Genomic DNA, 20,938 nt, shown 5'->3' with positions numbered 1-20,938 from the left:
CGAGCAGAAATATTTCCATCTGGACAATTGGTGTAAAAAACGCTACTTTGACGGCTGTTCCCCACCGCCGCCAAAGTAGCCGATGACCTTTCTTCCCCGCCTGACCTTGCTGGCCACTCTGCTGGCTGGCACTTCCCTGCATGCCGAACCGATGTTCTTCACGCCCTGCTCCGATACGGCCGCCTCCGGCAGCCTGTGCTCGGGCTTGAACGTGCCCGGCAGCTACGATGCGCAGGGCCGTGCCATCGGCGACACGGATGCCATGCACATCTTCGTGCGCAAGTTTGCCGCCGACGTGCCGGCCGGCAAACCTGCCATGGGCACTCTGTGGCTGGTGGCGGGCGGCCCCGGCGAATCGGGGGCCTCGTTCTACAGCCTGCTGCCCACCTTGCGCCGCAGCTTTCCCGGCTTTGAATTCCTGATCCCCGACCACCGCGGCACGGGCCACTCGTCGCGCCTGTGCAAGGTGGAAGAGTCCGAACGAAGCCCCGGCGGCCGCGCGCTGGCGGGCGCCGAATGGGCCAGTTGCTTTGCCGGCATCAATCTGATGCCCGAATACGCGGCGCAGTTTTCCATCACCACGGCCGCGCGCGACTTGAAGGCGCTGATCGAAGGCGAACAGGGCAAGAAGAAGCCGCCTGTGTATGTATACAGCGTGTCGTACGGTACGCAACTGGTCTTGCGCACCTTGCAGCTGGGGCCGCTGCCCGTCAAGGGCGTCATCCTCGACTCGCTGGTACCGCCGCAAACGGATGCGCGCTGGGACTTGAGCCAGCGCTCGCAGGTGGTCAACACGGTCGGCATGCAGGTGCTGTCCAACTGCGATGCGGACCCGGCTTGCCACGCGGCACTGGGTGAGCCGGCTGAAACCTTGTACCGCCGCGTGCTGGACAAGGCGCAAGCCGATGCCACCCTGCTGGCGAAGATTCCCGGCAAAAACCTGAAAAACTTCCTGGGTGGCATGCTCGACGTGCCGACCGCCCGCGCCCGCATTCCGTATCTGCTGCGCGACCTGGACCAGGGCGGCGATGCGGAACTGGCGTCCGTGCGCGCCATCCTGGTGCAGGCGGCTGCCAGCCTGGGCAGCTATCCCCAGTCGCCGCTGTCGATACCGCTGGTCAATATCATCAGCAATTCGGAAAACAATCTGCAGCCGTCCTTGCGCCCCAACTGGGCCGCCGCCGACCTCGACCGCGAAGAGGCGGACTTGCTGTTGACCAGTCCCCTGCCCCGCATCTTGCTGGGCGGCGGCTTGCCCACCTACCCGCGCGATGCCTATTTCGGCGCCTTGCCGGCGAAAGTGCCGCCAACTTTGGTGCTGCAGGGAACCCTGGACCCGAAGACGCCGTACGCGGGGGCGCAGGCGCAAGTGCAGGCTTTGACGCAGAACAAGGCGGGCAAGGTGGCCCTGTCCACCGTGCACAACGCTCCGCATTTCCTGTTATGGACGGCCCCCGCCTGCTTTGAACAGGCGAGCCAGCGCTTCATTGCCGGCAAGGCGGTACAGGATTGCACACTGTAGTTCCCACCCACTAGTTACAAGAGGACGATATGCGCATCACAAGCCTGGCATTGCTGCTGTTATCTTGTTTCGGCGTGGCGCAAGCGGCACCACCCGCCGCCCCGTCGATCTGCGCCTCGCCCGCGCAGGCCGTGCGCGAACAGGGCTATGTGCCCATTAATGGCATCGAGCAATGGATCACGGTCACGGGCGCCGCCTGCGGCAATCCCGTGATCCTCTTCATCCATGGCGGCCCCGGCAACGCGCTGAGTCCGTATGCGGATGCCATCTATGCCGGCTGGGAACGGCACTACACCCTGGTGCAGTGGGACCAGCGCGGCGCCGGCATGACGTATGCAAAGCAGCGGCCAACGGAAGACGTGCCCTTGACTGTGGCACAGATGCGCGACGACGGCATTGCCGTGGCCCGCTATCTTCAGCGGCACTTGGGCAAGGATAAAGTCATCCTGATGGGCAGTTCCTGGGGATCGATTCTGGGCGTGCACATGGCCAAGGAGCGGCCCGACCTGTTCCACGCATATATCGGCACGGCGCAGGTGGTCAATGCGCGGGAAAATGAGACCGGCATGTACCGGGAAGTGATGGCGCTGGCGCAAGCGGCTGGTGATACCGCCACGGTGGCCAAGCTGACGGCGCTGGGTGCGCCGCCATGGACGGACCCGCGCAACTTCGGCATCTTGCGCCGCTTCGACCGCAAATATGAAGGATTGGCAACGGATGCGCCGCCCAGGCACTGGTGGCAGCCCGCGCCGTTCTACGCCACGCCGCAAGCGCTGGCCGATGCCGAGGCGGCCGATGACTACTCGTACATCCAGTTCATCGGCTTGCGCGGTGATGGCATGTTTTCGACAGTGAACCTGCCCGCGCTGGGGATACGCTTTGACTTGCCCGTGTTTTTCCTCATGGGCGAAGCGGACTTGCTGACCTCGCCCGTCATCGCGCGCACGTATTTCGACAGCATCACGGCGCCGGCCAAGGGTTTTACGGTGGTAAAACGGGCCGGACACGACCCCAACCAGGCTGTGCTCGACGCCCAATGGACGATTCTACGCGACAAGGTGGCGCCGCTGCTCAAGCGTTGACCGGAATAGCTGCTCGGCGCGCCCGCAGATGCAAGTGGCGGATGGTGGCCGCGGCCGCCAGCAGGATGGCGGAAGCCGTGGCAAGCACGACAATAAATGCCTTGTCAAAGGCCGAGCGGGCCAGTTCAGACACTTGCAAGCCCAGTTCAGCTGGCAATTGCTCGGCGGCCAGCAGCGCCGCATCGAGGGTGTCATGCGCATTCGGCAACAGGCCCGCGCTTTCGGGGATCACCAGGGTGGCGCTGTAGACGGCCGACAGGATCGTGCCCAGCACCGTCACGCCGATGACGGCGCCCAGTTCGTACGACACTTCCTCGATCGAGGCGGCCATGCCGGCCTGCTGCGGTGCCACGTTCAGCATCACGGCGCTGGACGCGGCCGTCATGACGGCACCCAGGCCCAGGCCCAGGATCACCAGGCTGGCCACTTGCGCCGAAACGGCGGCGTCATGCAGCACCAGATACGAGGCCATGCCGATACCGGACAGCAACAGCGAACCCCAGAGTACCTTGGCCTTGTCGGCGCGCGGCAACATGAAACCCGTCAACGGGCCGGCAAACACGGACGCCAGCGGCAGCGGCAACAATAGCAAGCCCGCTTCCAGCGGCGAGAGTTCCCGCACCAGCTGCATGTGCTGGCTCAGCGCCAGCTCCATGCCGATCAGGGCGGCGGAGGCCACCATGGCGGCCGCCACGGCGCTGGAAAACGGCAGTTCGCGGAACAGGGCGAAGTCGATCAGCGGCTTGGCTTGCCGCTTCTGGCGGCGCACGAATTTGAGCATGAAGAAGGCGCCCACGGCGAACGAGGCGGCGGCCAGCGCATACGAGGGCTGCGACTTGCCCAGCTCCTTGATCGCATACACGCCACCGAGCAGACCCATCATGATTTGTAGCGAGCCCTTCAAGTCCCACGGCTTGTCGCGGTTACCGGCCCGTTTCGGCAGGACGACGGCGGCCAGCACCAGGGTCAGCAACACGATGGGCACGTTGATCAGGAAGACGGAACCCCACCAGTAATGTTCCATCAGGAAACCACCGAGCACGGGGCCAAACGCGGCGCCGCCGGAGGCAATCGCCGCCCACACGCCGATGGCGAACGAGCGCTCGCGGTGGTCCGTAAAGGTCAGGCGGATGATGGACAAGGTAGCCGGCATCATCAAGGCGGCGCCGATGGCCAGCAACACGCGGGCAAAGATCAGCCATTCCGGCGCGGGCGAAAACGCGGCACACAGCGAGGCGATGCCGAACACGGCCAGGCCGGCAAGGAAAACGGGTTTGTGGCTCAAACGGTCACCAAGGGTGCCGAGGCCGGGCAGCAAGCCGGAGACGACCAGCGCGTAGACGTTGATGATCCACAGTTTTTGCGATGAGGATGCCTGCAAGTCGCGCGTCAGCGCGGGCAAGGCGGTGTAGAGCACGGTCATGTCGACCACGATCAGGAACAGGGCGCTGGAGACGATGGCCAGCGTCAGCCATTTTTTCATTGGATGCATAAACAACTCATGTATTAGTTAACAACTATCTGTTTGGATAAAGCGGGTGCTGCGCAAATATTTACGTTCCAGGCTGCCACGGGCCTGGCCTTGTCGGGGGCGGCGGGCGTCAGCCACGGTCGCCATCCTTGTCATCCACGGCGGACACTGCGTCAAGTTCGCGCAGCATGACGACGGACACTTGCTTGAAGCCGCGTCCCTGGAAGAATTGTTGCGCCGTCAGGTTGTGCGCGCCGCATTCGAGGAACAGGCGGGCGATGCCGTGGCTGCGCAGCTCGTCGGCCACCCACTCCACTAACTGACTGCCGATGCCGCCGCCGCGCACGGCGGGCAGCAAGACCAGGTCGTCCAGCGCGGCGAACGATTTCGAGGCGCGCTGGCGCGTATCGATGGAAACGAGGGCCATGCCGACGATGGCGTCACCCGACATGGCGACGGCCAGCAGGGTCGAATCGCCATGCGCCCAGTCATGCGACAGGGCGGCGCGGATTTCACCGCGTATGACCTCAGGCAAGTCCGCGCGCCAGTTGCCGGGCGCGTCGGCGCGTTCGCCCTGCAGCTCCGAATGGGAGATATAGTCGGCGCTGACGTTGTCAAGGTAGAGATTGCACAGCGCATCTTCGGCGGTGGCGTCGTGACACCAGCCAAAGCTGATGGCGGGGGAATTGGCTTGAGCGTTTTTCATGGCGGATCTCGTGTTGTTGAATGAGTAAAGGCATTTTATGTCGCCCCTGAATGGCATTCAAGTTAAAATCCATCTGTAAAACAGATAGGTGGATGCCATGCAATGGACTTTGGAACAAATGCGCTACTTTGAAGCGGCCGTCGCCGCCGGTTCTTTCTCGGGCGCGGCGCGCCGGCTGGGCCGCGCCCAATCGGTGGTCAGCACCTCGATTGGCTTGCTGGAAGCGGAATTCGGCGTGGAACTGTTCGACCGTTCGCGCCGCAGCGCCGTGCTGACGGAAGCGGGCAAGGTGATGCACCTGGAAGCCTGCGAATTGCTGCGCCAGGCCGAGCGCTTGCAACTGCGCGCCCAGCTGCTGAGCGAAGCGCCCGAAGCACAGCTGACCCTGGCGCTCGACGAAGCTCTGCCCTACCTGGCCATCAGCACCCTGGTGAAGGAACTGGCGGCGCGCTACCCGGCGCTGGAACTGGTCATGCTCAACGCCACGGCCTCGGAAGTGGCGCAATACGTGGAACAGCAGCAAGCCGATGTCGCCTTCCATTTTGACCGAGGCCCCATCTCGCCTGTGCTGGAACAGCAGCACATCGGCAGCGTGGCGCAAGGCGTGTTCGTGGCCAAGGGCCACCCGATGGCGCACGGCCAGGAAGTGAGCCGCAACGAGCTGACCCGCTACCGCCAGCTGATCATGGATTCGGACCTGAACCGCGAACACGCCTTCAGCCCCGCCGTCTGGTTTTCCGACAGTTTTTACAGCATCGCGGAAATGGTGGCGGACGAGCTGGGCTGGGCGATCCTGCCGCTGAATATCGCCAATTACGACAACTACAAGGGCTATTTGCAGGAAGTGCCCTGCCCTGCCCTGGCCTTGTCGCGCCTGCCCGTGCGGCGGCTGTCGATCCATGGGAAGAAGCTGAGCGAGACGAGTTTGTGGTTGACGACCAGGCTGGCGGAGTTGTTGGCGGATGGGCCGAGGGGGTGAGTCAGGGAACCGGCGCTTAAGGAGCAAGGGTCGAGGTATGGCACAAGTCTGAATGGGCTGAACAGTCAAGTTAAATCTTGATTGGCCACGCCTGTGCAAGCCACGCGTTACCAAGGCATGCACATGCGTAAACAAACAGATATTAGTAAATATGGAAAGATTTACATGACTCACTCAACTGTCGTCAACAATTGGCACACCATGGCAAAAGACGATGCCGTGGAGATCTATCCCGACGACATCAATCACGAAGCGATGACCAATATGTGGAGCTTTTCGCCCACGGACGAGGAAACTCCGCAGATGCATGCGGCCGATATCGTTGAATTCATCGGCCAGGTGATCGCGGCGCGCAGCAGCGTGCTCAAAGGCGAGGATATGCTGTTGTATTGCTGGCACGATGCGCAATGCCGCCAGCTGCGCTTCAGCCTGGTGTCGCGCTGGCATGGCCGGCTGCCGTTTCGCTGCGCGCTGCGCGAAACACAGGATTTATCTCTGATCGCCGACCGCGTGGTGAACGGGGACTGGCGCAACGAGCACTATATGCAGGCCCCGTCGGAGCAAGGCGATGAGCAGGAGCCGTCGCCATTCATCCTGCCCGTGTTTGTCGTGCCTGTTCCCTAGGAATCAGCACGCCAGAAAGCGCGCGGGCCGGCAAGCCTCCAGGGCTGACGCTGGTTGGCCGTCGGCAATTTCCCCGCTGGCGAGCTGGCCCACGATGGCCGCCAGCATCACGCCCGGATGCATGGCGCACACATATACGCCTTCCACCTGCGGCAAGTAGCCGATGACGGGCACGCCGTCAAAGGGCACGGGGCGCAGGCCGATGCAGGCGAATGCCGGCGCGATGGCCTCGGCGCCCTCCAGTTCATTGCGAATCGCGCTGGCCGTGCGCTGCGCGATGGCGGCGGGCTGGTTTTCCGGCGCCTCGTCCACGTAATCTTCCGCTGCCAGCATGGTGCCGTCCTCGGCTTGCCGAACTTCCATGACATGGCTGGAAATGATGCCGTGCACCAGGCCCGGTGGCGCCTGGTAGCGCAGGAAGATGGCGGGCGAGGCGTGGATCGGCAGGCTGGCGCCCAGTTTCTGCGCCAGCGCAGCAGTCCCCGTGCCTGCCGCCAATACGATCACATCCGCCTCGATGACGCCAGCGGCCGTTTCCACGCCCGTCACCTTCGCGTCCTGGAAGGCAAAGCCCAGCACGGGCGTGTGCGTGCGGACTGTCGCGCCGAGCGCCTGGGCCGCTGCCAGCAAGGCGTGCGTGGCGGCAACGGCGTCGAGGGCGCCCTGCTCCGGTTCGTACAGCGCCTGCTCCGGAGGCTGCCGCAACTGCGGTTCAAGCTGGGAAATGCGGGCGCGCTCAATCAATATGCACGAGGGCGACACGCGCCCATCCTGCGTGCCATACGACAAGGCCCCATGCCAGCGCACCGTCAAGCCCGGCACTTCTGTTTCCAGCTGGCGCCAGGCGGCGATGGCGCCGCCGCGCAGGGCCGCGATGGGGTTCTTCCCCGCGCAGGACGCGTTGATCCAGGCAAACGAGGTGCCCGTCACGCCGGAAGCGATGCCGCCCGCCTCGACCACGGTGACTTGCGCTCCCTTGCTGGCCAGGTGGTAGGCGAGCGACGCGCCGACAATGCCGGCGCCGATGACGATGATGCGTTGGGGGGCTGCCCGCAGCTCCAGCGCGTAGGCATGGCCATCGACTACCTTGCCTGCCACCAGGGCAATATCGGGCACGGCCATTCCCTGCGCGAAACCGCAGCGCTCCAGCACGCGGATCGAGGCCCCGTTGCCGTCGATGGCATAGGCGCACAGGCTGCTCAGCCGCCATTCATCTTGCGCCAGGGCGATCAGGTACTGCAGCGCGGCCGTGGCCAGGCCCCTGCCCGCCTGCTGCTGCCCGATGCGGTAGCCGACTTCGGCTACGCCTCGTTTCCGGTCAATGTCCTTGAGGTTGGCGCGCCCGATTAATTGTCCGTGTTCGTCGACGATGACGCAGGGGTGCATGCGCCCCTGCGCGTGCTCTTCCAGGAATTGCGCGACGTGGGCATGGATGCCGTCAACGCTGTAAAAATCGTCCGGGCGCCGGTCGATATGGCGCTCGAACCAGGCCCGGTTGGCTTGCTCGAAGGCCAGCACGGGTGCTGCGTCGTCGGGGCGCAAGGTGCGTATGGTAAATGTGCTCATGCAGACTCCTGGAAAGGCATCAGTCTAGTGACGCGCCCCCCGGCCCGTCAATCTTGATTCCATCAATCAATATAAAGTGACAACCGCTACAATAGCCGCCATGAACAACGATCTGTCCGCTCCTGACGCGGCGCGCCTTTTGGGCGTCAGCCTGCCCACCCTGTATTCCTATGTGAGTCGGGGCTTGCTGGCCTCCATCAGCAATGGAGCGTCGCGCCGCAAGCGCTATCCGCAGGAAGAGGTGCTGCGCCTGGCGGCCCGTAAAAATGACGCCAAACGGGGCGGCCAGACGGCCGTGGCCGCCATGCACTGGGGCTTGCCCGTGCTGGAGACACAGATTTCCCACATTCTCGATGGCCGATTGCTGTACCGGGGCCGCGATGCGACAGCGCTGGCGCAGCACGCGACCCTGGAGATGGCTGCCAGCCTGCTGTGGGACGATAACGCGCACGACTACTTTCAGCAGGACGCGCCTGCTCTGTCACAGGGGCTGGCCAACGCGCGCGATGCGCCGCCGCTGGCGCGCGCCATGCTTGGCATGGCCGTGCTGGCGCCAGCGGACATGCCGCACTCGCTGCAATCTGGCCCGGCACTGATGCGCATCCTGGCCGCCGCCCTGCTGCAGACGGCGCCATCCGCCTTGCCGCTGCACCGGCAACTGGCCCAGGCGTGGCAAGCCGATGCGAACCAGACTGAATTGCTGCGCGCCGCGCTCGTGTTGCTGGCCGACCATGAATTGAATACATCGACCTTTGCCGTGCGCTGCGTCGCCTCGACGGGGGCCAGCCTGCCCGCCGCATTGGGCGCGGGCTTGGCAGCCTTGTCCGGCGACAAGCACGGCGGCAGCACGGCGGCCAGGTGCATGTTGATGCAGGCGCTGGCCGCACCAGATACCGGGGCCGCCATCGGCGCCTATTACAAGACGATCGCGCCGGAATTCGCCGGCTTTGGCCACCCGCTGTATCCGCTGGGCGACCCGCGCGCCGCGTATCTGTTGGACCGCCTGTCGGCACTGTCGCACGAGCGACCGCAGCTGCGCGCCATCCTGGCAGCATGCGCCACGGCGAGCGCCTTGCTCGATGCCAAGCCGAACGCCGACCTGGCGCTGGCCGCCATGGAGCTGGCGTTCGGCTGGCCCGAGGGCGCTGGCATGAGCGTGTTTGCGCTGGCCCGCTCGGCCGGCTGGATCGCGCATGCCACCGAGCAAGCCGCCAGCGCCGCCTTGATACGTCCCCGCGCCCGCTACATCGGGCGGCGCCAGCGCGACTAAGAATAGTCGCTTGATTTATTACGCATACGTAGTAGTATACTCCGCATGCGTACCAATACCTCCCCCACCCCAGACGTTCCCGATGCTGCAGCCTGCCCGCTGGGCGAGCGCTCGCCGCGTCTGTTCAATCTGCTCAACCTGGCGCGCCAGAACCTGTTTCGCTCGGCCGACGCCGTCTTCACCAGCGAACTGGGGTTTTCCGGCACGCAAGTCGTCGCCCTGTTTGCCCTGAAGGGCGAGGAAGGTTGCCAATTGAAGGATCTGGGGAGATTGTTGCAATTGAAAAACTCGGCCGTGACGGGGCTGTCGGCACGCATGGAAGAAAACGGCCTGATCGTACGCGGCCAGTCGGCGCTCGACGCGCGCGCCGGCACCTTGCACCTGTCGCCCAAGGGCGGCGAGGTGCTGGCCGCCGCCCTGCCCCTGCTCGACAGCCTGAATGAACAACTGAAGCACGGTTTCAGCGAGGAAGAACTGGCCGTCGTCGCCCGCTTCCTGCTGCACGCCTCGCGCCTGCGTTTTGCGCAGGACGTCTGACTCATCCCCACAATATCACCACAGGAGTTATCCATGCACCCCAACGATATGACCGGCTTGCAACTGATGCAAGCTTTCGCGCAAGGCCTGTTTCCCCGGCCCGGCATTTCCAAGACCATGCCGATGGACGCCCACACGGTGGAGCATGGCCGTGTCATCTTCACGGCGACGGCGAATGAAACGCACACCAATCCCATGGGCGGAGTGCACGGCGGTTTCGCCGCGACCGTGCTCGACACGGTCACGGGCTGCGCCACGCACACGGTCTTGCCAGCCGGCGAAAGCTATGGCACGACCGACCTGAACATCAAGATGTGCCGCCCCCTGCCTTTCAACGTGACGGTCTACGCGGAAGGCAAAGTGATCAATGCGGGACGCAACCTGGTCATTTCCGAAGGCACGATCCGCGACGAGGCCGGTAAAGTGTACGCGCACGCGACGGCCACCTGCATGATCATCCGCCCCCGGGAGCAGGCCGCCGCATGATACGGCCCGGTACTATCAAGGATAGCCTGTCAGGTGCTCGATACCCGAGTTCGACCAGCGGCGTAGCCTGGCGCAGCTGCAGGCACGGCTGCCCGGCAGCGCCCCGGTGCTCATCGCGGAAGCGGACGGCCGGCCTGTGGGCTTCAAGCTGGGGTATGCCGCCAAGGACGGCTCTTTGTATAGCTGGCTCGGCGCGGTGCTGCCCGCGCACCGCAAGACGGGCCTGACTTGGTTTCTCTACCAGCAGCAACACCCATGATTTTCAACCTCGCCAGACGTCAACGTTACATCAAACCTCAACTGCTTCATGGTTCGCTTCGGCGCGATTCGAGCCCATCACTGACCGGCTGCAGTCGGTCGTGACATTAGCTGGGCCTTTACTGAGCCGGCCCGTCGATACCGCATTATTGACATTCCATCATGCCAATATTGCCATTCGTCGGTTTGCGGCGATCCTGGCAGGTCGGAAGATTACACTGCCTGGACTCCCTTGCCATCAGCAATCATCTCCCAATGAAAAAAAACGAAAACCGCACGCAAGAAACCGACAAGCTGTTGCAGACTGCGAACGCAGGTGCAGGCAGCACCATTCTCCGCTGTATTCTGGCACTTGGCGCCACGCTGCCCCTGGGCGCTTCCGCCCAGCTTGCACCAGATACCGCGCGCGCGATCGACGCCATCGTCATGAAGGCGTTGGAGGATAAGTCGGTCCCTAGCGTGTCAATTGCCATTGTCAAGGACGGCAAGCTGGCCTATGCGCAAGCGTACGGCATGGCAAGCATTGACCGGGCGCTCAAGGCGACGCCGCAGATGCGCTACAAGATCGGATCGAACACCAAGCAATTCGTAGCGGCGGCGACGCTGTTGCTGGCGGAAGACGGCAAGCTATCGCTCGACGACAAAGTCGCACGTTTTCTGCCCGAACTGACGAGGGCAAATGAGATCACGGTGCGCCAATTGCTTGCGCACACAGCCGGCTACCCGGACTATTACCCACTCGATTATCTGGCGCCATTCATGGTGAAACCAACGACGGTCGATGCGATCCTTTCGGACTGGGGGAAACGGCCGCTCAGTTTCGAGCCTGGCTCGAGATGGGAATACAGCAACACCGGCTATGCGATTGCCGGCCGTATCATCGAAATGGCGAGCGGCATGTCGCTCGGTACTTTCATACGCAGCCGCATCACGGACAAACTGGGCATGCGCTCGGCAGTCGACACGAGCATGACGCCCTGGGACGCAAGCGATCCGCAGGGCTATGAAGTGGCGGCATTCGGTCCACCACGTCCAGCCCGCCCAGAGGGCAAGTATTGGATATGGGCAGCCGGCAACCTGGCGATGACTGCGAGTGATCTTGCACGGTGGGATATCGCCCTGATGCATGATGCCATCCTTGGCCGCGCCTCCCGTCTAGCCATTGCGACGGAAAATTTGTTGACCGGCGGCACCGGTACAAACTACGGCCTTGGCCAATTCGTGCGCATGACGCCCGAAGGACGTTTACGTTGGGACCACGGTGGCGAGGTAGCTGGCTTCCGCTCGCAAAACACCGTTTTCCCGAACGACGATATGGCCATTGTCGTGCTCACCAATGGAGCCGGCAGTACCAGTGACAAAGTTACGGGCGAGATCGAAGCGCTTCTGTTCGCTTCCACCGCCGATGCCGCTGCCCCACTGGCCTTGGACAAGGTTCGTGCCCTGTTTGTACAGTTACAAACCGGACATCCTGACCGCAGCCAGATGAGCGATGGCCTGAGTGGCTATTTCAGCGAACAGGTCGTGGCCGACTTTGCCGCTTCGCTCAAACCGTTGGGCGAGGTGGAGAGCATCGTCGAAACGCGTTCTGACCGCCGAGGTGGCCTTGTCTACCGTTTCTTCCGCATCAAGACTGCTGGCGGGACCCTGCGAGTGCCAACCTACTTTACGCCTGATGGCAAGCTGGATCAGTTCATTGTTTATCCACGTTAATAATCAGTCTCAAAAGACTGAAGAGAAATCTGATCTGTTCGCTGCCGGACGGATGCCATGATGGGGCGTCGAACCAACGCTTGGATGACTACGCCGATTTCGCAGATTGCGCATTTGCCATGAGACGCGGGCAGACCTTCCGCTCCATTCCCTCGCGCATTGGAGGTGCGCCGCAAGGTGCTGTCGGGCGCCCTCAGGTCGCCGGCTTCTTCTTCGCCTTCAACAGGCTGCCGGCCGCATTTTCCTCGAAACGCCCCGCCTCTTCTATATAGCCATGCACGGTGCCGTCGTGGCGCCAGCCGCCCTGGCGCTTGATGGCCTGAAAATCGGCGCCCGCCCGGTGCGCGCTGGTGGCCATGCCGCGGCGCAGGCTGTGGCTCGACAATTCCGGCACGTAATCGAGCGCCGCCAGCCTGGCGCAGCTTGCCAGGATCGTGTTGATGCTGCTGGCGTGCAGTGCTTTGACGCTCACATGGCCCCACTGGTTGACGGTGCGCAAGAGCGGCCCCGTACGGATATGTGCCGCGGCCAGCCAGGCGCGCAGGGCCGTGGCCGGACAGCAGACGCCGTCGCCGAACGGGATCGCCTTGACGATGCCCTCCCCCGATTGATCCGTTTTCGAGCGCGGCAAGGTGATTACCATGCCCTGCGGCTCCCAGCTCACGTCTTCCAGTGTCAATCCCGCCAGTTCGCTGCGCCGAAAACCGCCAAAAAATCCCATTTGCAGCAAGGCGCTGTCGCGCAGGGCCTTGACGCTACCGAGCGCAGCCAGTTTGGCGACGATCAACTCCAGGTCTTCCAGAGGCAGGGCCTTGGCCTTCTTTTTCGGCTTGCCGTGCAGGCGCGCGATGCCGGCCAGGGTCTTGCGCACGGTGGGCGTGGACGCCGGGTCGGCAAAGCCCTGGTACACATGCCATTGCGACAGGGCCGTCAGGCGCAGCGCCAGGGTGCGCGCGTTCAGGCTGTCCGCGTAGGCCAGCAGGTAACGGATGACGGTCGACTCATCGGCAGGCAGTGCCCCGCCCCAGGCCTGAAAGTGGCGGATGGCGGAACGGTAGGTGCGGCGCGTGTTGTCCGACGTGGCGGCGGCAAGAAACGCCTGGTGGCGCGCGGCCAGGTCGGCATCGATCAGGGTGCCGTGTAACGGTGCAACGGCGATGGCGGCGTTTTTCGAAGGGGCAATACGGCGTTTCGAGAGGGGCAAATCAAGCATGGCAGTAGCGAAATCGCGGTGTTGTACTGGGAGGGTCACAGAATAGCATGCAAAGCACCCCCATAACACGCGATAAGCAATCTTATCGTCGCTTACATTTGTCAAAAACAAGTAAAATTTATATCGTAATATTATCTAATACTACGTATCATGTAATACGTTACGAAATTTAGCTCATAGGTGGTTTTATGGCCCGCACCGGCATTCTGTACTCTGATGTTATGAAAGCAGCCCAAATCGTCGCTGCCGATGGGCGCAATCCCACGGTCGACAGCGTGCGCGAAGCGCTGGGCAGCACGGGCAGCAAGAGCACCATCGCGCCCCTGTTAAAACGCTGGAAGGAAGAGTTCCAGGGCGCGGGCGCCGTAAAAACGGAGGCAGGCTTGCCGGCCGAGCTGATGGAGGCGATGCGCGGCGTGTATGAGAAGCAGCAGCGCGACGTGGCGCAACAGCTGGAAACGGGCATGCAGCAAAACCGCGCCGAACTCGAGGCGGCACTGGAAAAGCTGAAAAAGACGGAAAGCGAACGGCTGAAACTGACGGAGGCGCGCGCCGCCCTCACCCAGGAATTGCGCGCTACCCAGCACGCGCTGGCGCAACTGAAGGAAGAACACCATTTTCGCGCTGTCACCCTGGCCACCCTGCACAGCGACAATGCGGGCCTGACGCAGCGCCTGGCCGACCGGGGCGAGGAAATCGCCGCCCTCAACCGCCAACTGGCGCAGGTGCGCTCGCAGTTCGACCATTATCAGGAAGCGGCCGCTACCCAGCGCAGCGAGGAACGGGCCCAGGCGCAGCAACGGATCAGCCGGCTGGAGCAGGATAATGCCCAGCTGCAGCAGCGTTTGCAGGGCCAGCAAGCGACTTTGGTGCAGCAGGACATGCGCCTGGCGCAGCTGCAGGCGGAGCAGGCGCGCATATCGAGTGAAGCGGCCGCGCACCGCGACGCCCTGGCCACCGTGCGCCCCGAGCGCGACCAGTTTGAATTTCAATATCTGCAGGCGGCCGCGTCGGCCGACGCCCTGCTGGCCAAGCTCGATACGGCCTTGCTGGCGCTGAACGATGCCAAGGTGGCACTAGCCGCGCAAGACCGCCAGCTCGACATGCTGGCGGAAAGCGGGCAAATATCGCAGCAGAAAATGGAAGCATGGGCGCAGGAGCGCGATGGCTTGCTGCGAGAGAATGCCGGCATGGCGGCGCGCCTGGCACTGCACACCAAGGAGCAACGCGATGTCTGAACCGGTGTACATGGTATGGGATCTAGATGCTGGCCGCAGGACGGGCAGCGCCAGCTGTCAAGGCTTGCCCCATTATTTTGCCTGCCCGATGACGGCCGACGGGGACGAGTATGCGCAGCATTTCACCCTCACGCCGATCAGCGCGCCGCTGCTGGCGCAGGCAAGCGCTGCCTGCCGGCATGCTGCGCGCCTGCGAGGCGCAATGGTCGCCTTGCGCGCCACGTTGAATCTGACGTTTCACTGTCCCTGCCTGGCACGGTAGCGCACTCGTATCCACGCTCCGATGGCGTCCACGCCGCTGTCCGCCGCCTCTTCGACCCAGCCCGCGCGCGCGTAAAAGCGTCGCGCGCCCGTATTGCTGAGCTGCGTCTTCAGACTCAGATGGGGACCGAAGCGCGCCACGACAGCCGCCAGCAGTTGCGCGCCGATGCCCCGTCCGCTGTGCGTCGGGTGTACGTACAGGTGGTGCAGGAAGTAGTCGGGGGCGTCGCCCGTGTACACGGCGGCAAAGCCAGCAACGATGCCGTCGCGTTCGGCAACGAGGATATCTTCGCCCTGCGTCGCGGCCGTGAATACGGCGCTATTTGCGACAGGGCCGAAGGCGTCGCGCCCCGCCAGGGCCAGGATGGCGGTGCAGGATGCCGTATCCGCACTGGCAAAGGGGCGAATCAGGAAAATGGGCATGGCTGGCGCTCTTGACCGGCTACAGGCGGCGGTTCAGCACGCTGTCGATATCGTGGGTTCTCAGCTCCACATCGAGCGTGCCGTTTTGCAGCCAGTAGCCGTCGCCTGCCCGTTCCAATGCATCGATGTCGAGCGTGCCCAGCGTGGCGGGAATGGCACTGGCCAAAAGCTGCGCCACGTCGCCCCATGCCGCATAAAACAGTTTCAGATACCAGCCATCGTCGTGCCCAAAGGCAAGGTAGCGGTTCTGCAAGGCGGCAAGGCCCGTGCGCTGCGACGCTGCGGCACGGTGCGCCAGCGCTGTGGCTACCGCAGCATCACGGGAAGCTGGCGCCGTATCCTGGTAATCGGCCCAGGCATGGCTGCCGCAGGCGTGCAAGTCTTCGTGGGCCAGGGCCGGCAATTGCTGCTGCGCCAAGGTCTGCCAGGCGGCAGGTTTCCTGGCCGTGCCGGCGCTGCCCTTGCGCAGCACGATGCCGCCGGCCTTGCCGAGGACGGGGATAAAATCCTTGAATTCAATGCCGGAAGCGACCAGCATGCGCTCGGCCGGGTCGTGCCAGATATAAAGATAATGTCTCAAGTGTTCGTCCGCTTTGGTTTGGGCGCCGTATTCATTGCCACGGCGGCGCGTATCAGCGCCTTGAACGCCGCGGCATCGAGATGCTCGCCTTCGTGAATGTCGATGGCCCGGCGCGTGTTGCCGTCCAGGCTGGAATTGAACAGACCGGCAGGATCGGGCAAGGCGGCGCCCTTGGCGAAGCTGAGTTTCACGGCCAGCTTATATGTTTCGCCGGTGCAAATCATGCCCGCATGCGACCAGACGGGCACGCCACGCCATTTGACTTCTTCGACCACGTCCGGGTCCGCCTGGTAGATCAGCGCACGCACGCCGGCCAGCATTTTCCCGCGCCAGTCCGCCAGGGAGGCGATTTTCGCGTCGATCTGGCGGGTAGCGGACTCGCCGCTCACCGCGCCATCCGCGGACTGCGTGTCTGGCTCTGCTTTTTTCATGGCTGTGATCCCCTTTCCTGACCTGTCTGTGCCCGTATGCGCCTGCGCGATGCCGGGGTGCCCAATGCTAGCACTTCTGCGCCCTGGCGCGTGTTGCGCCGCGTTTCATGTATCGCCAGCTTCTTAACGTGAAATTCACCTGGCCCGCGTAGCATTCATCCTGGCAAGGCTCTCATTGTGCAGCGCCTGCCATTTTCCGGCAGAACCATGAATGACATCGCTTTAACCTTGCGCCACGGCGCCGCCGTGCCGCCCGCCGTGCCACCCGCAGTGCCATCACCTCCCGCCAGCGGCCACCGCCTGAAAGCGGCGCTGGGCGCCCTCTTCTTTCCCCGCCAGCGCACGCGCTGGCAAGCCTTTCTGGGCAGCATGCCCGGCTTGCATTCCCTGGCGCAGCTGCATCCTTGCCTGCGCTTCAAGATTTACCGCCCTTACGCCTCGCGCCAACTGGGCTGCACGGATCGCCTGGCCTTGCTGGAAGGACATTATCGCTTCCTGTGGCAGGCGGGCGCGCGCGCGCTGGTCGAGCGCGCCGCGCGCCAGCCCGTGGTGCTGTCCGCGTTCGAAGGCAAGGATGCGGTGCTGTACCGCTTGCAGCTGACGGCTATCCACGACAGCCACCGCGAAGGCGAATTGTGCCTGCGCCTGACCCGCGATGGCCAGCCCTTCTACCTGGCCAGCTTCCTGTTCCTGCCGCGCGCCGATGGCGTGTCTTTGCAGCTGGGAGCGCTGCAAGGCTTGCGCTCCGAGGCGGGCAAGCTGGCGGTCAAGGAAGCCACGCGGGCGCTGCACGGTTGCCGTCCGAAAAACCTGATGGTCGCGGCCTTGCGCGATTTCGGCGATTTTTTTGCCTGCAATAACCTGTTTTTGATCAGCAATGACAACCGCATCGCCCTGAATGCGCGGCGCAGGCGCCATATCGCCGCCGATTACGACCTGGCGTGGCAGGAATTGCACGCCTTGCGCATGCGCGACGGCAATTATCACTTGCCCTGCGCGCCCTACCGGGCGCCGGACCTGGCCGACGTGCCGTCAAAGAAACGCGCCGATGCGCGCCGGCGCGGCGAATTGCTGCAATGCATGTCGGCCGACATGCGCGCCCAGCTGGCGGGTTTGCTGGAAGCGTCTGCGGCCGGTAATTTTCCACTATAGCAAGAATGACATAAAACTCAGACAACCTTCATGTAATCGGCCTATGCTCGGCATTCATCCCAGCCACTTTATCCGGGGGCTGGCGTGAACTTGCCTTTTCCATTGATCACCTGACAGGTTCCCATGATACCCACTTTCGCCCTCCTTCCCCTTTGCCTCGCCGGCACTGCTGCCCTGGCCGCGCCCGTGCTGGACGACGCCGTGCGCCAGCGCGCTGGAGAACTGACGCGCACGGGCATGCACGCCAGCATCGTCATCGCCGTGATCGACGGCAAGGACAGCGCCGTGTACGGCTTTGGCAGCGTGCATGCCGGCACGAACATCAAACCGGGCGCCGACACCGTCTACCAGATCGGTTCCGTCACCAAGACCATGACGGCCTTGCTGCTGGCCGACGCCATCGTCGAGGGCAAGGTGAAACTCGACCAGCCCGTAGCGACATTATTGCCAGGCTATACGGTGCCCGCCTTCGATGGCAAGACGATCAACCTGCTCGACCTGGCCACGCATTATTCCTCGCTGCCGCGCCTGCCCGACAACTTCGCGCCGAAAGACCCGGCCAATCCGTATGCCGATTACACGGAAGCAAAACAGCGGCAGTTTCTCGCCGTCTATCATCTGCCACGCGCGCCGGGCACGCAATTTGACTACTCGAACATCGGCTACGCCGTGCTGGGAACGGCCCTGGCCGCACAGGCCGGCAGCAGTTATGAAGCGCTGCTGCAAAAGCGCATCGCCGTGCCGCTGGGCATGCGCTCAACCTCGAACCAGCCCACGCACGGCATGCTGGCGCGCCTGGCACCCGGCCATTTGCTATCGGGCGAACCCACGCCGGCCTGGGACTTGAATGTGGTGGCGCCGGCCGGCGGCGTGTATTCGAGCGCGCGCGACATGGTTGCCTACCTGCAAGCGTATATGTTCAGGCCGCTGCGCCCATATGCGCTGGCGAACCAGCCGCAGCGGCCGCTGGCGCCGGACAGCGAGACGAAAATCGGCCTGGCCTGGCTGCTGGAACAGCAACAGGGACACAGCTACGCCTGGCACAGCGGCCAGACGGGCGGCTACGCCAGCTATGCGGCATTTACCACGGACGGCAAGCGGGGCGTGATGGTGCTGACCAACACGGCGCGCGATGTCGATGCGCTGGGCTTGTCCGCCTTGCTGCCGGGCACGCCCTTGCCGCCGCTGAAAAAGCCGCAAGCCGCCATCGAACTGCCGCGCGCAACATTGGCTGAATACGTGGCCGACTATGTGCTCGTGCATTCCCCGAGCGCAGAATTCACCTTGACGGTGACCTTGGGCAAGCAAGGGCTGGAAGCGGCCGGCACGGGTGTCGGCTCGGCGCCCCTGTTTGCCAGCGCGAAAGACCAGTTTTTCTTCCGCGTCATCGAGGCAGAACTGGCCTTTACACGCGATGCCGGAGGCAAGATCGCCGGCGCCGTACTCAAACAGGGTGGGCAGGACGTGGTCTTGCCGCGCAAGCAGTAGCGCTCAGGCGACCGGGTCTTGCATGAACTGCTCGACCCGGTCGACAAACGCTGCCTTGCTGCGTGTGCGAAATTCGCCCAGGAAGGCGTCGCTGCCCCGGACGACCTTGCCGTGGCGGTCGTATTCCACCTTGCCCATCTCCAGCACGAATTCGCCAGCGGGATCGTCTTCCGGCTCGAAGTGCGAGTTGAAGCAGTAACCGGTGTCGCGGCAGCTGCCCCACAGCAGCAGCGCGCTGCTGAACCATTGCATGGTGTCCGGACCCGGTTCCACCTCGAACAGGGTGTTGACGGTAATGTGCCAGCCGCCCGGTACGCGCAGCGGCTGCAAGGGATAAGGAAAGCGTGCTGGTTTCATGGGGACGATGGCGCGCGGCGCGCCCGGTAAAAGGTGAGGAACTCGGCAGCCGGCAGCGCTTTCGCGAACAGCCAGCCCTGGCCGAATTCGACCTTGCGGTCGCGCAAATAGTCGGCTTGCTGCTGCGTTTCGATGCCCTCGGCCACGATCAGCATGTTCAAGGTGCGGGCCATGTCGATGATGTGCGGCGTGACGCTGCTGGTGGCCGCGTCCGTGCCGATGGTGTCGACGAATGATTTATCGATTTTCAGGGCGTCTAGCGGCAGGTTTTGCAGGCTGGAGAGGCTGGAATAGCCCGTGCCGAAGTCGTCGATGGCCACCGCATGGCCGCGCGCCCTGGCCTTTTCGATGGTGGCGCGGGCCGCTTCCACGTTGATGAAGCCCCGCTCCGTCGCTTCCAGCCAGATCTGCTGCGCCTCGATGCCGGTGCCGGCCAGCGCACGTTCCAGCACGTCGAGCACCCGGCCCGTTTCAATGTCGCTGGCGCACAGGTTGATGGCGATGTGCAGTTCGCGGTCAGCCAGCAGCGCGGCGCGCATGTCGGAGATGACGCAATCGATGACCTGGTCGGTGATGGGCAAGATGAGGTCGCTGTCCTCGGCCACGGGGATGAACAGGTCGGGCCGTATCATGCTGCCGTCGGGACGGCGCCAGCGTATCAGCGCCTCGGCGCCCACGCACACGCCCGTGTCGAGCGCGATGATCGGCTGATAATGAACAAAGAATTCGCGCCGCTCGATGGCGATCTTGAGTTCGCCCATCAGGGACAAACGGCGGCGCGACAGCCAGATGACGATGCCGACGATGAAGGCGGCCATCAGCAAGCCCAGCGGCAATAGCAGCAGCTGTTCGCGCCGCAGCCTGTCGTTGAGCTTGCTACGCGGCTCGATCATCACGGCCGTCAAGCCATCGCGGTACAGCATTGCATGGATGCTGCCGTCGTGCGCGGCGCCGTCCGCCGCTCGCTGGCCGGCGAGCAGGGCCTGTACTTGCGCCGGATCGGGATGGTGCAAGGTGTCGAGCACGCCTTCCTTGCCGATGGCCACGGCCATCTGGATATCGCTGTCGACGATGACGTCGGAAAAGCGCACGGGATCGATCAGCACCTTGTAGGCGCGGTACGACAGCCCCACCATGCGCTTGCCGCCGCTGACGATGGGGCGCAGGTCGAATCCGAGGCCCATGCCGTTGGCCAGGGTGAAGTCGGCGGGCGTGACGGCGATGCGCCCTGCCTCGATGCCTGTCGACGTGCACTTGAGTAAGCCATTTTCGACATAGCCGATATCGTCGATGCTGCGCGTGGTCATGGTGATGCGGCGCAGCTGCAGGACATGCGCTTCCGAGCACGGTGCCAGCTCCAGCACATCGGCGCTGCGCAAGGCGGCGCTGGCCGAGGCGATGGAACGGTGGGCGCGCTCGAGCGCGTAGCCGGCGAGCAGGCGCAGGCGTTCCTGCTCGCCTTGCTCGGCGCGCACGGACGACAGGTAAAAGGCCAGGCTGAGGGGGGCGGCCACGCCGATGACGGCGACCAGCACGCTGGTGACGATAATGCGTTTTCTGCGCATGGGATTACCTGCGGTA

The 20,938-nt window shown here is 63.7% G+C and carries 22 protein-coding genes; 13 read left to right on the top strand and 9 right to left on the bottom strand.

The window, feature by feature from the left end; all coding sequences use genetic code 11:
• Positions 1-82 precede the first annotated feature (82 nt).
• A complete protein-coding gene (locus tag ACQ4WL_RS12125; protein ID WP_436509967.1) occupies positions 83-1,522 on the top strand; it encodes an alpha/beta fold hydrolase in 1,440 nt (479 codons plus the stop codon).
• 29 nt (positions 1,523-1,551) lie between these two features.
• Complete coding sequence (locus ACQ4WL_RS12120) at positions 1,552-2,604, top strand: alpha/beta hydrolase (RefSeq protein WP_436509966.1); 1,053 nt, start codon at positions 1,552-1,554, stop codon at positions 2,602-2,604.
• On the opposite strand, the gene ACQ4WL_RS12115 is transcribed toward ACQ4WL_RS12120, so the two are convergent.
• Both ACQ4WL_RS12115 and ACQ4WL_RS12110 read right to left on the bottom strand, forming a co-directional pair.
• Positions 2,594-4,087 carry an MFS transporter gene (locus tag ACQ4WL_RS12115; RefSeq protein ID WP_436510080.1) on the bottom strand — a complete coding sequence of 498 codons (1,494 nt, stop codon included), beginning with the start codon at positions 4,085-4,087 and terminating at the stop codon, positions 2,594-2,596. The two genes, ACQ4WL_RS12120 and ACQ4WL_RS12115, sit on opposite strands and share 11 nt — an antisense overlap.
• Positions 4,088-4,205: 118 nt before the next feature.
• On the bottom strand, positions 4,206-4,781 hold the full coding sequence (locus tag ACQ4WL_RS12110) for a GNAT family N-acetyltransferase (protein WP_436509965.1): 576 nt from the start codon (positions 4,779-4,781) through the stop codon (positions 4,206-4,208).
• A 97-nt stretch (positions 4,782-4,878) separates the two neighbouring features.
• Between ACQ4WL_RS12110 and ACQ4WL_RS12105 the strand changes: the two genes are divergently transcribed.
• Together ACQ4WL_RS12105 and ACQ4WL_RS12100 are read left to right on the top strand one after the other, a co-directional pair.
• On the top strand, positions 4,879-5,760 hold the full coding sequence (locus ACQ4WL_RS12105; RefSeq protein WP_436509964.1) for a LysR family transcriptional regulator: 882 nt from the start codon (positions 4,879-4,881) through the stop codon (positions 5,758-5,760).
• Between the two features lie 165 nt (positions 5,761-5,925).
• On the top strand, positions 5,926-6,384 hold the full coding sequence (locus ACQ4WL_RS12100; RefSeq protein ID WP_436509963.1) for a hypothetical protein: 459 nt from the start codon (positions 5,926-5,928) through the stop codon (positions 6,382-6,384).
• Positions 6,385-6,387: 3 nt separating this feature from the next.
• On the opposite strand, the gene ACQ4WL_RS12095 is transcribed toward ACQ4WL_RS12100, so the two are convergent.
• Positions 6,388-7,950, bottom strand: coding sequence for an FAD-dependent oxidoreductase (locus ACQ4WL_RS12095; protein ID WP_436509962.1), 1,563 nt, complete (start codon positions 7,948-7,950; stop codon positions 6,388-6,390).
• Positions 7,951-8,050: 100 nt separating this feature from the next.
• Between ACQ4WL_RS12095 and ACQ4WL_RS12090 the strand changes: the two genes are divergently transcribed.
• From ACQ4WL_RS12090 to ACQ4WL_RS12070, 5 genes are all read left to right on the top strand, one after another.
• Positions 8,051-9,220 (top strand): citrate synthase family protein, encoded by a 1,170-nt coding sequence (locus tag ACQ4WL_RS12090; RefSeq protein WP_436509961.1) that lies wholly within the window; start codon positions 8,051-8,053, stop codon positions 9,218-9,220.
• Positions 9,221-9,265: 45 nt separating this feature from the next.
• Complete coding sequence (locus ACQ4WL_RS12085) at positions 9,266-9,757, top strand: MarR family winged helix-turn-helix transcriptional regulator (protein ID WP_436509960.1); 492 nt, start codon at positions 9,266-9,268, stop codon at positions 9,755-9,757.
• 33 nt (positions 9,758-9,790) lie between these two features.
• On the top strand, positions 9,791-10,243 hold the full coding sequence (locus ACQ4WL_RS12080) for a PaaI family thioesterase (RefSeq protein WP_034748275.1): 453 nt from the start codon (positions 9,791-9,793) through the stop codon (positions 10,241-10,243).
• A gap of 40 nt (positions 10,244-10,283) precedes the next feature.
• Complete coding sequence (locus tag ACQ4WL_RS12075) at positions 10,284-10,502, top strand: GNAT family N-acetyltransferase (RefSeq protein WP_436510079.1); 219 nt, start codon at positions 10,284-10,286, stop codon at positions 10,500-10,502.
• A gap of 254 nt (positions 10,503-10,756) precedes the next feature.
• Positions 10,757-12,214 (top strand): serine hydrolase domain-containing protein, encoded by a 1,458-nt coding sequence (locus ACQ4WL_RS12070; protein WP_436509959.1) that lies wholly within the window; start codon positions 10,757-10,759, stop codon positions 12,212-12,214.
• Positions 12,215-12,407: 193 nt separating this feature from the next.
• On the opposite strand, the gene ACQ4WL_RS12065 is transcribed toward ACQ4WL_RS12070, so the two are convergent.
• Entirely contained in the window at positions 12,408-13,427 is a 1,020-nt protein-coding gene (locus ACQ4WL_RS12065) for a tyrosine-type recombinase/integrase (RefSeq protein WP_436509958.1), read from the bottom strand.
• A gap of 221 nt (positions 13,428-13,648) precedes the next feature.
• Between ACQ4WL_RS12065 and ACQ4WL_RS12060 the strand changes: the two genes are divergently transcribed.
• Both ACQ4WL_RS12060 and ACQ4WL_RS12055 read left to right on the top strand, forming a co-directional pair.
• Positions 13,649-14,665 carry a DNA-binding protein gene (locus tag ACQ4WL_RS12060; RefSeq protein WP_436509957.1) on the top strand — a complete coding sequence of 339 codons (1,017 nt, stop codon included), beginning with the start codon at positions 13,649-13,651 and terminating at the stop codon, positions 14,663-14,665.
• Positions 14,658-14,927 carry a hypothetical protein gene (locus ACQ4WL_RS12055; protein WP_436509956.1) on the top strand — a complete coding sequence of 90 codons (270 nt, stop codon included), beginning with the start codon at positions 14,658-14,660 and terminating at the stop codon, positions 14,925-14,927. The genes ACQ4WL_RS12060 and ACQ4WL_RS12055 overlap by 8 nt, the downstream gene beginning before the upstream one ends.
• Here ACQ4WL_RS12055 and ACQ4WL_RS12050 read toward each other — a convergent pair.
• From ACQ4WL_RS12050 to ACQ4WL_RS12040, 3 genes are read right to left on the bottom strand one after another with little or no spacing between them, the layout of a single operon-like run.
• The gene (locus ACQ4WL_RS12050; protein WP_436509955.1) at positions 14,903-15,349 is read right to left on the bottom strand and encodes a GNAT family N-acetyltransferase; all 447 of its coding nucleotides are present in this window, start codon (positions 15,347-15,349) and stop codon (positions 14,903-14,905) included. The genes ACQ4WL_RS12055 and ACQ4WL_RS12050 overlap by 25 nt on opposite strands.
• A 19-nt stretch (positions 15,350-15,368) precedes the next feature.
• A complete protein-coding gene (locus ACQ4WL_RS12045) occupies positions 15,369-15,929 on the bottom strand; it encodes a hypothetical protein (protein ID WP_436509954.1) in 561 nt (186 codons plus the stop codon).
• Positions 15,926-16,360, bottom strand: a complete 435-nt coding sequence (locus ACQ4WL_RS12040; RefSeq protein ID WP_436509953.1) for a DUF1801 domain-containing protein — start codon at positions 16,358-16,360, stop codon at positions 15,926-15,928. The genes ACQ4WL_RS12045 and ACQ4WL_RS12040 overlap by 4 nt, the downstream gene beginning before the upstream one ends.
• 207 nt (positions 16,361-16,567) lie before the next feature.
• Here ACQ4WL_RS12040 and ACQ4WL_RS12035 point away from each other — a divergent pair, with 207 nt between their 5' ends.
• The gene (locus ACQ4WL_RS12035; RefSeq protein ID WP_436509952.1) at positions 16,568-17,512 is read left to right on the top strand and encodes a VirK/YbjX family protein; all 945 of its coding nucleotides are present in this window, start codon (positions 16,568-16,570) and stop codon (positions 17,510-17,512) included.
• A gap of 123 nt (positions 17,513-17,635) precedes the next feature.
• Positions 17,636-19,000, top strand: coding sequence for a serine hydrolase domain-containing protein (locus ACQ4WL_RS12030; RefSeq protein ID WP_436509951.1), 1,365 nt, complete (start codon positions 17,636-17,638; stop codon positions 18,998-19,000).
• A gap of 3 nt (positions 19,001-19,003) precedes the next feature.
• Here the strand turns inward: ACQ4WL_RS12030 and ACQ4WL_RS12025 are convergent, their stop codons facing one another.
• Positions 19,004-19,357: a hypothetical protein gene (locus ACQ4WL_RS12025; protein WP_436509950.1), complete on the bottom strand. Its 354-nt coding sequence runs from the start codon at positions 19,355-19,357 to the stop codon at positions 19,004-19,006.
• Entirely contained in the window at positions 19,354-20,922 is a 1,569-nt protein-coding gene (locus ACQ4WL_RS12020) for an EAL domain-containing protein (protein WP_436509949.1), read from the bottom strand. Before ACQ4WL_RS12020 ends, ACQ4WL_RS12025 begins: the two co-directional genes overlap by 4 nt.
• Positions 20,923-20,938: the final 16 nt, after the last annotated feature.

This window comes from Janthinobacterium kochi (assembly GCF_051380715.1).
GTDB lineage: Bacteria > Pseudomonadota > Gammaproteobacteria > Burkholderiales > Burkholderiaceae_D > Janthinobacterium.
This window is presented reverse-complemented; position numbering and strand designations above follow the sequence as displayed.

What these genes read in the sequence shown, in the direction of transcription:
- ACQ4WL_RS12050 (WP_436509955.1), bottom strand. Translation starts at nt 15,349, where the DNA reads ATGCCCATTTTCCTGATTCGCCCCTTTGCCAGTGCGGATACGGCATCC.
- ACQ4WL_RS12065 (WP_436509958.1), bottom strand. Translation starts at nt 13,427, where the DNA reads ATGCTTGATTTGCCCCTCTCGAAACGCCGTATTGCCCCTTCGAAAAAC.
- ACQ4WL_RS12090 (WP_436509961.1), top strand. Translation starts at nt 8,051, where the DNA reads ATGAACAACGATCTGTCCGCTCCTGACGCGGCGCGCCTTTTGGGCGTC.
- ACQ4WL_RS12115 (WP_436510080.1), bottom strand. Translation starts at nt 4,087, where the DNA reads ATGAAAAAATGGCTGACGCTGGCCATCGTCTCCAGCGCCCTGTTCCTG.
- ACQ4WL_RS12030 (WP_436509951.1), top strand. Translation starts at nt 17,636, where the DNA reads ATGATACCCACTTTCGCCCTCCTTCCCCTTTGCCTCGCCGGCACTGCT.
- ACQ4WL_RS12020 (WP_436509949.1), bottom strand. Translation starts at nt 20,922, where the DNA reads ATGCGCAGAAAACGCATTATCGTCACCAGCGTGCTGGTCGCCGTCATC.
- ACQ4WL_RS12080 (WP_034748275.1), top strand. Translation starts at nt 9,791, where the DNA reads ATGCACCCCAACGATATGACCGGCTTGCAACTGATGCAAGCTTTCGCG.
- ACQ4WL_RS12110 (WP_436509965.1), bottom strand. Translation starts at nt 4,781, where the DNA reads ATGAAAAACGCTCAAGCCAATTCCCCCGCCATCAGCTTTGGCTGGTGT.
- ACQ4WL_RS12070 (WP_436509959.1), top strand. Translation starts at nt 10,757, where the DNA reads ATGAAAAAAAACGAAAACCGCACGCAAGAAACCGACAAGCTGTTGCAG.
- ACQ4WL_RS12035 (WP_436509952.1), top strand. Translation starts at nt 16,568, where the DNA reads ATGAATGACATCGCTTTAACCTTGCGCCACGGCGCCGCCGTGCCGCCC.
- ACQ4WL_RS12125 (WP_436509967.1), top strand. Translation starts at nt 83, where the DNA reads ATGACCTTTCTTCCCCGCCTGACCTTGCTGGCCACTCTGCTGGCTGGC.
- ACQ4WL_RS12100 (WP_436509963.1), top strand. Translation starts at nt 5,926, where the DNA reads ATGACTCACTCAACTGTCGTCAACAATTGGCACACCATGGCAAAAGAC.
- ACQ4WL_RS12085 (WP_436509960.1), top strand. Translation starts at nt 9,266, where the DNA reads ATGCGTACCAATACCTCCCCCACCCCAGACGTTCCCGATGCTGCAGCC.
- ACQ4WL_RS12060 (WP_436509957.1), top strand. Translation starts at nt 13,649, where the DNA reads ATGAAAGCAGCCCAAATCGTCGCTGCCGATGGGCGCAATCCCACGGTC.
- ACQ4WL_RS12040 (WP_436509953.1), bottom strand. Translation starts at nt 16,360, where the DNA reads ATGAAAAAAGCAGAGCCAGACACGCAGTCCGCGGATGGCGCGGTGAGC.
- ACQ4WL_RS12055 (WP_436509956.1), top strand. Translation starts at nt 14,658, where the DNA reads ATGTCTGAACCGGTGTACATGGTATGGGATCTAGATGCTGGCCGCAGG.
- ACQ4WL_RS12105 (WP_436509964.1), top strand. Translation starts at nt 4,879, where the DNA reads ATGCAATGGACTTTGGAACAAATGCGCTACTTTGAAGCGGCCGTCGCC.
- ACQ4WL_RS12025 (WP_436509950.1), bottom strand. Translation starts at nt 19,357, where the DNA reads ATGAAACCAGCACGCTTTCCTTATCCCTTGCAGCCGCTGCGCGTACCG.
- ACQ4WL_RS12120 (WP_436509966.1), top strand. Translation starts at nt 1,552, where the DNA reads ATGCGCATCACAAGCCTGGCATTGCTGCTGTTATCTTGTTTCGGCGTG.
- ACQ4WL_RS12095 (WP_436509962.1), bottom strand. Translation starts at nt 7,950, where the DNA reads ATGAGCACATTTACCATACGCACCTTGCGCCCCGACGACGCAGCACCC.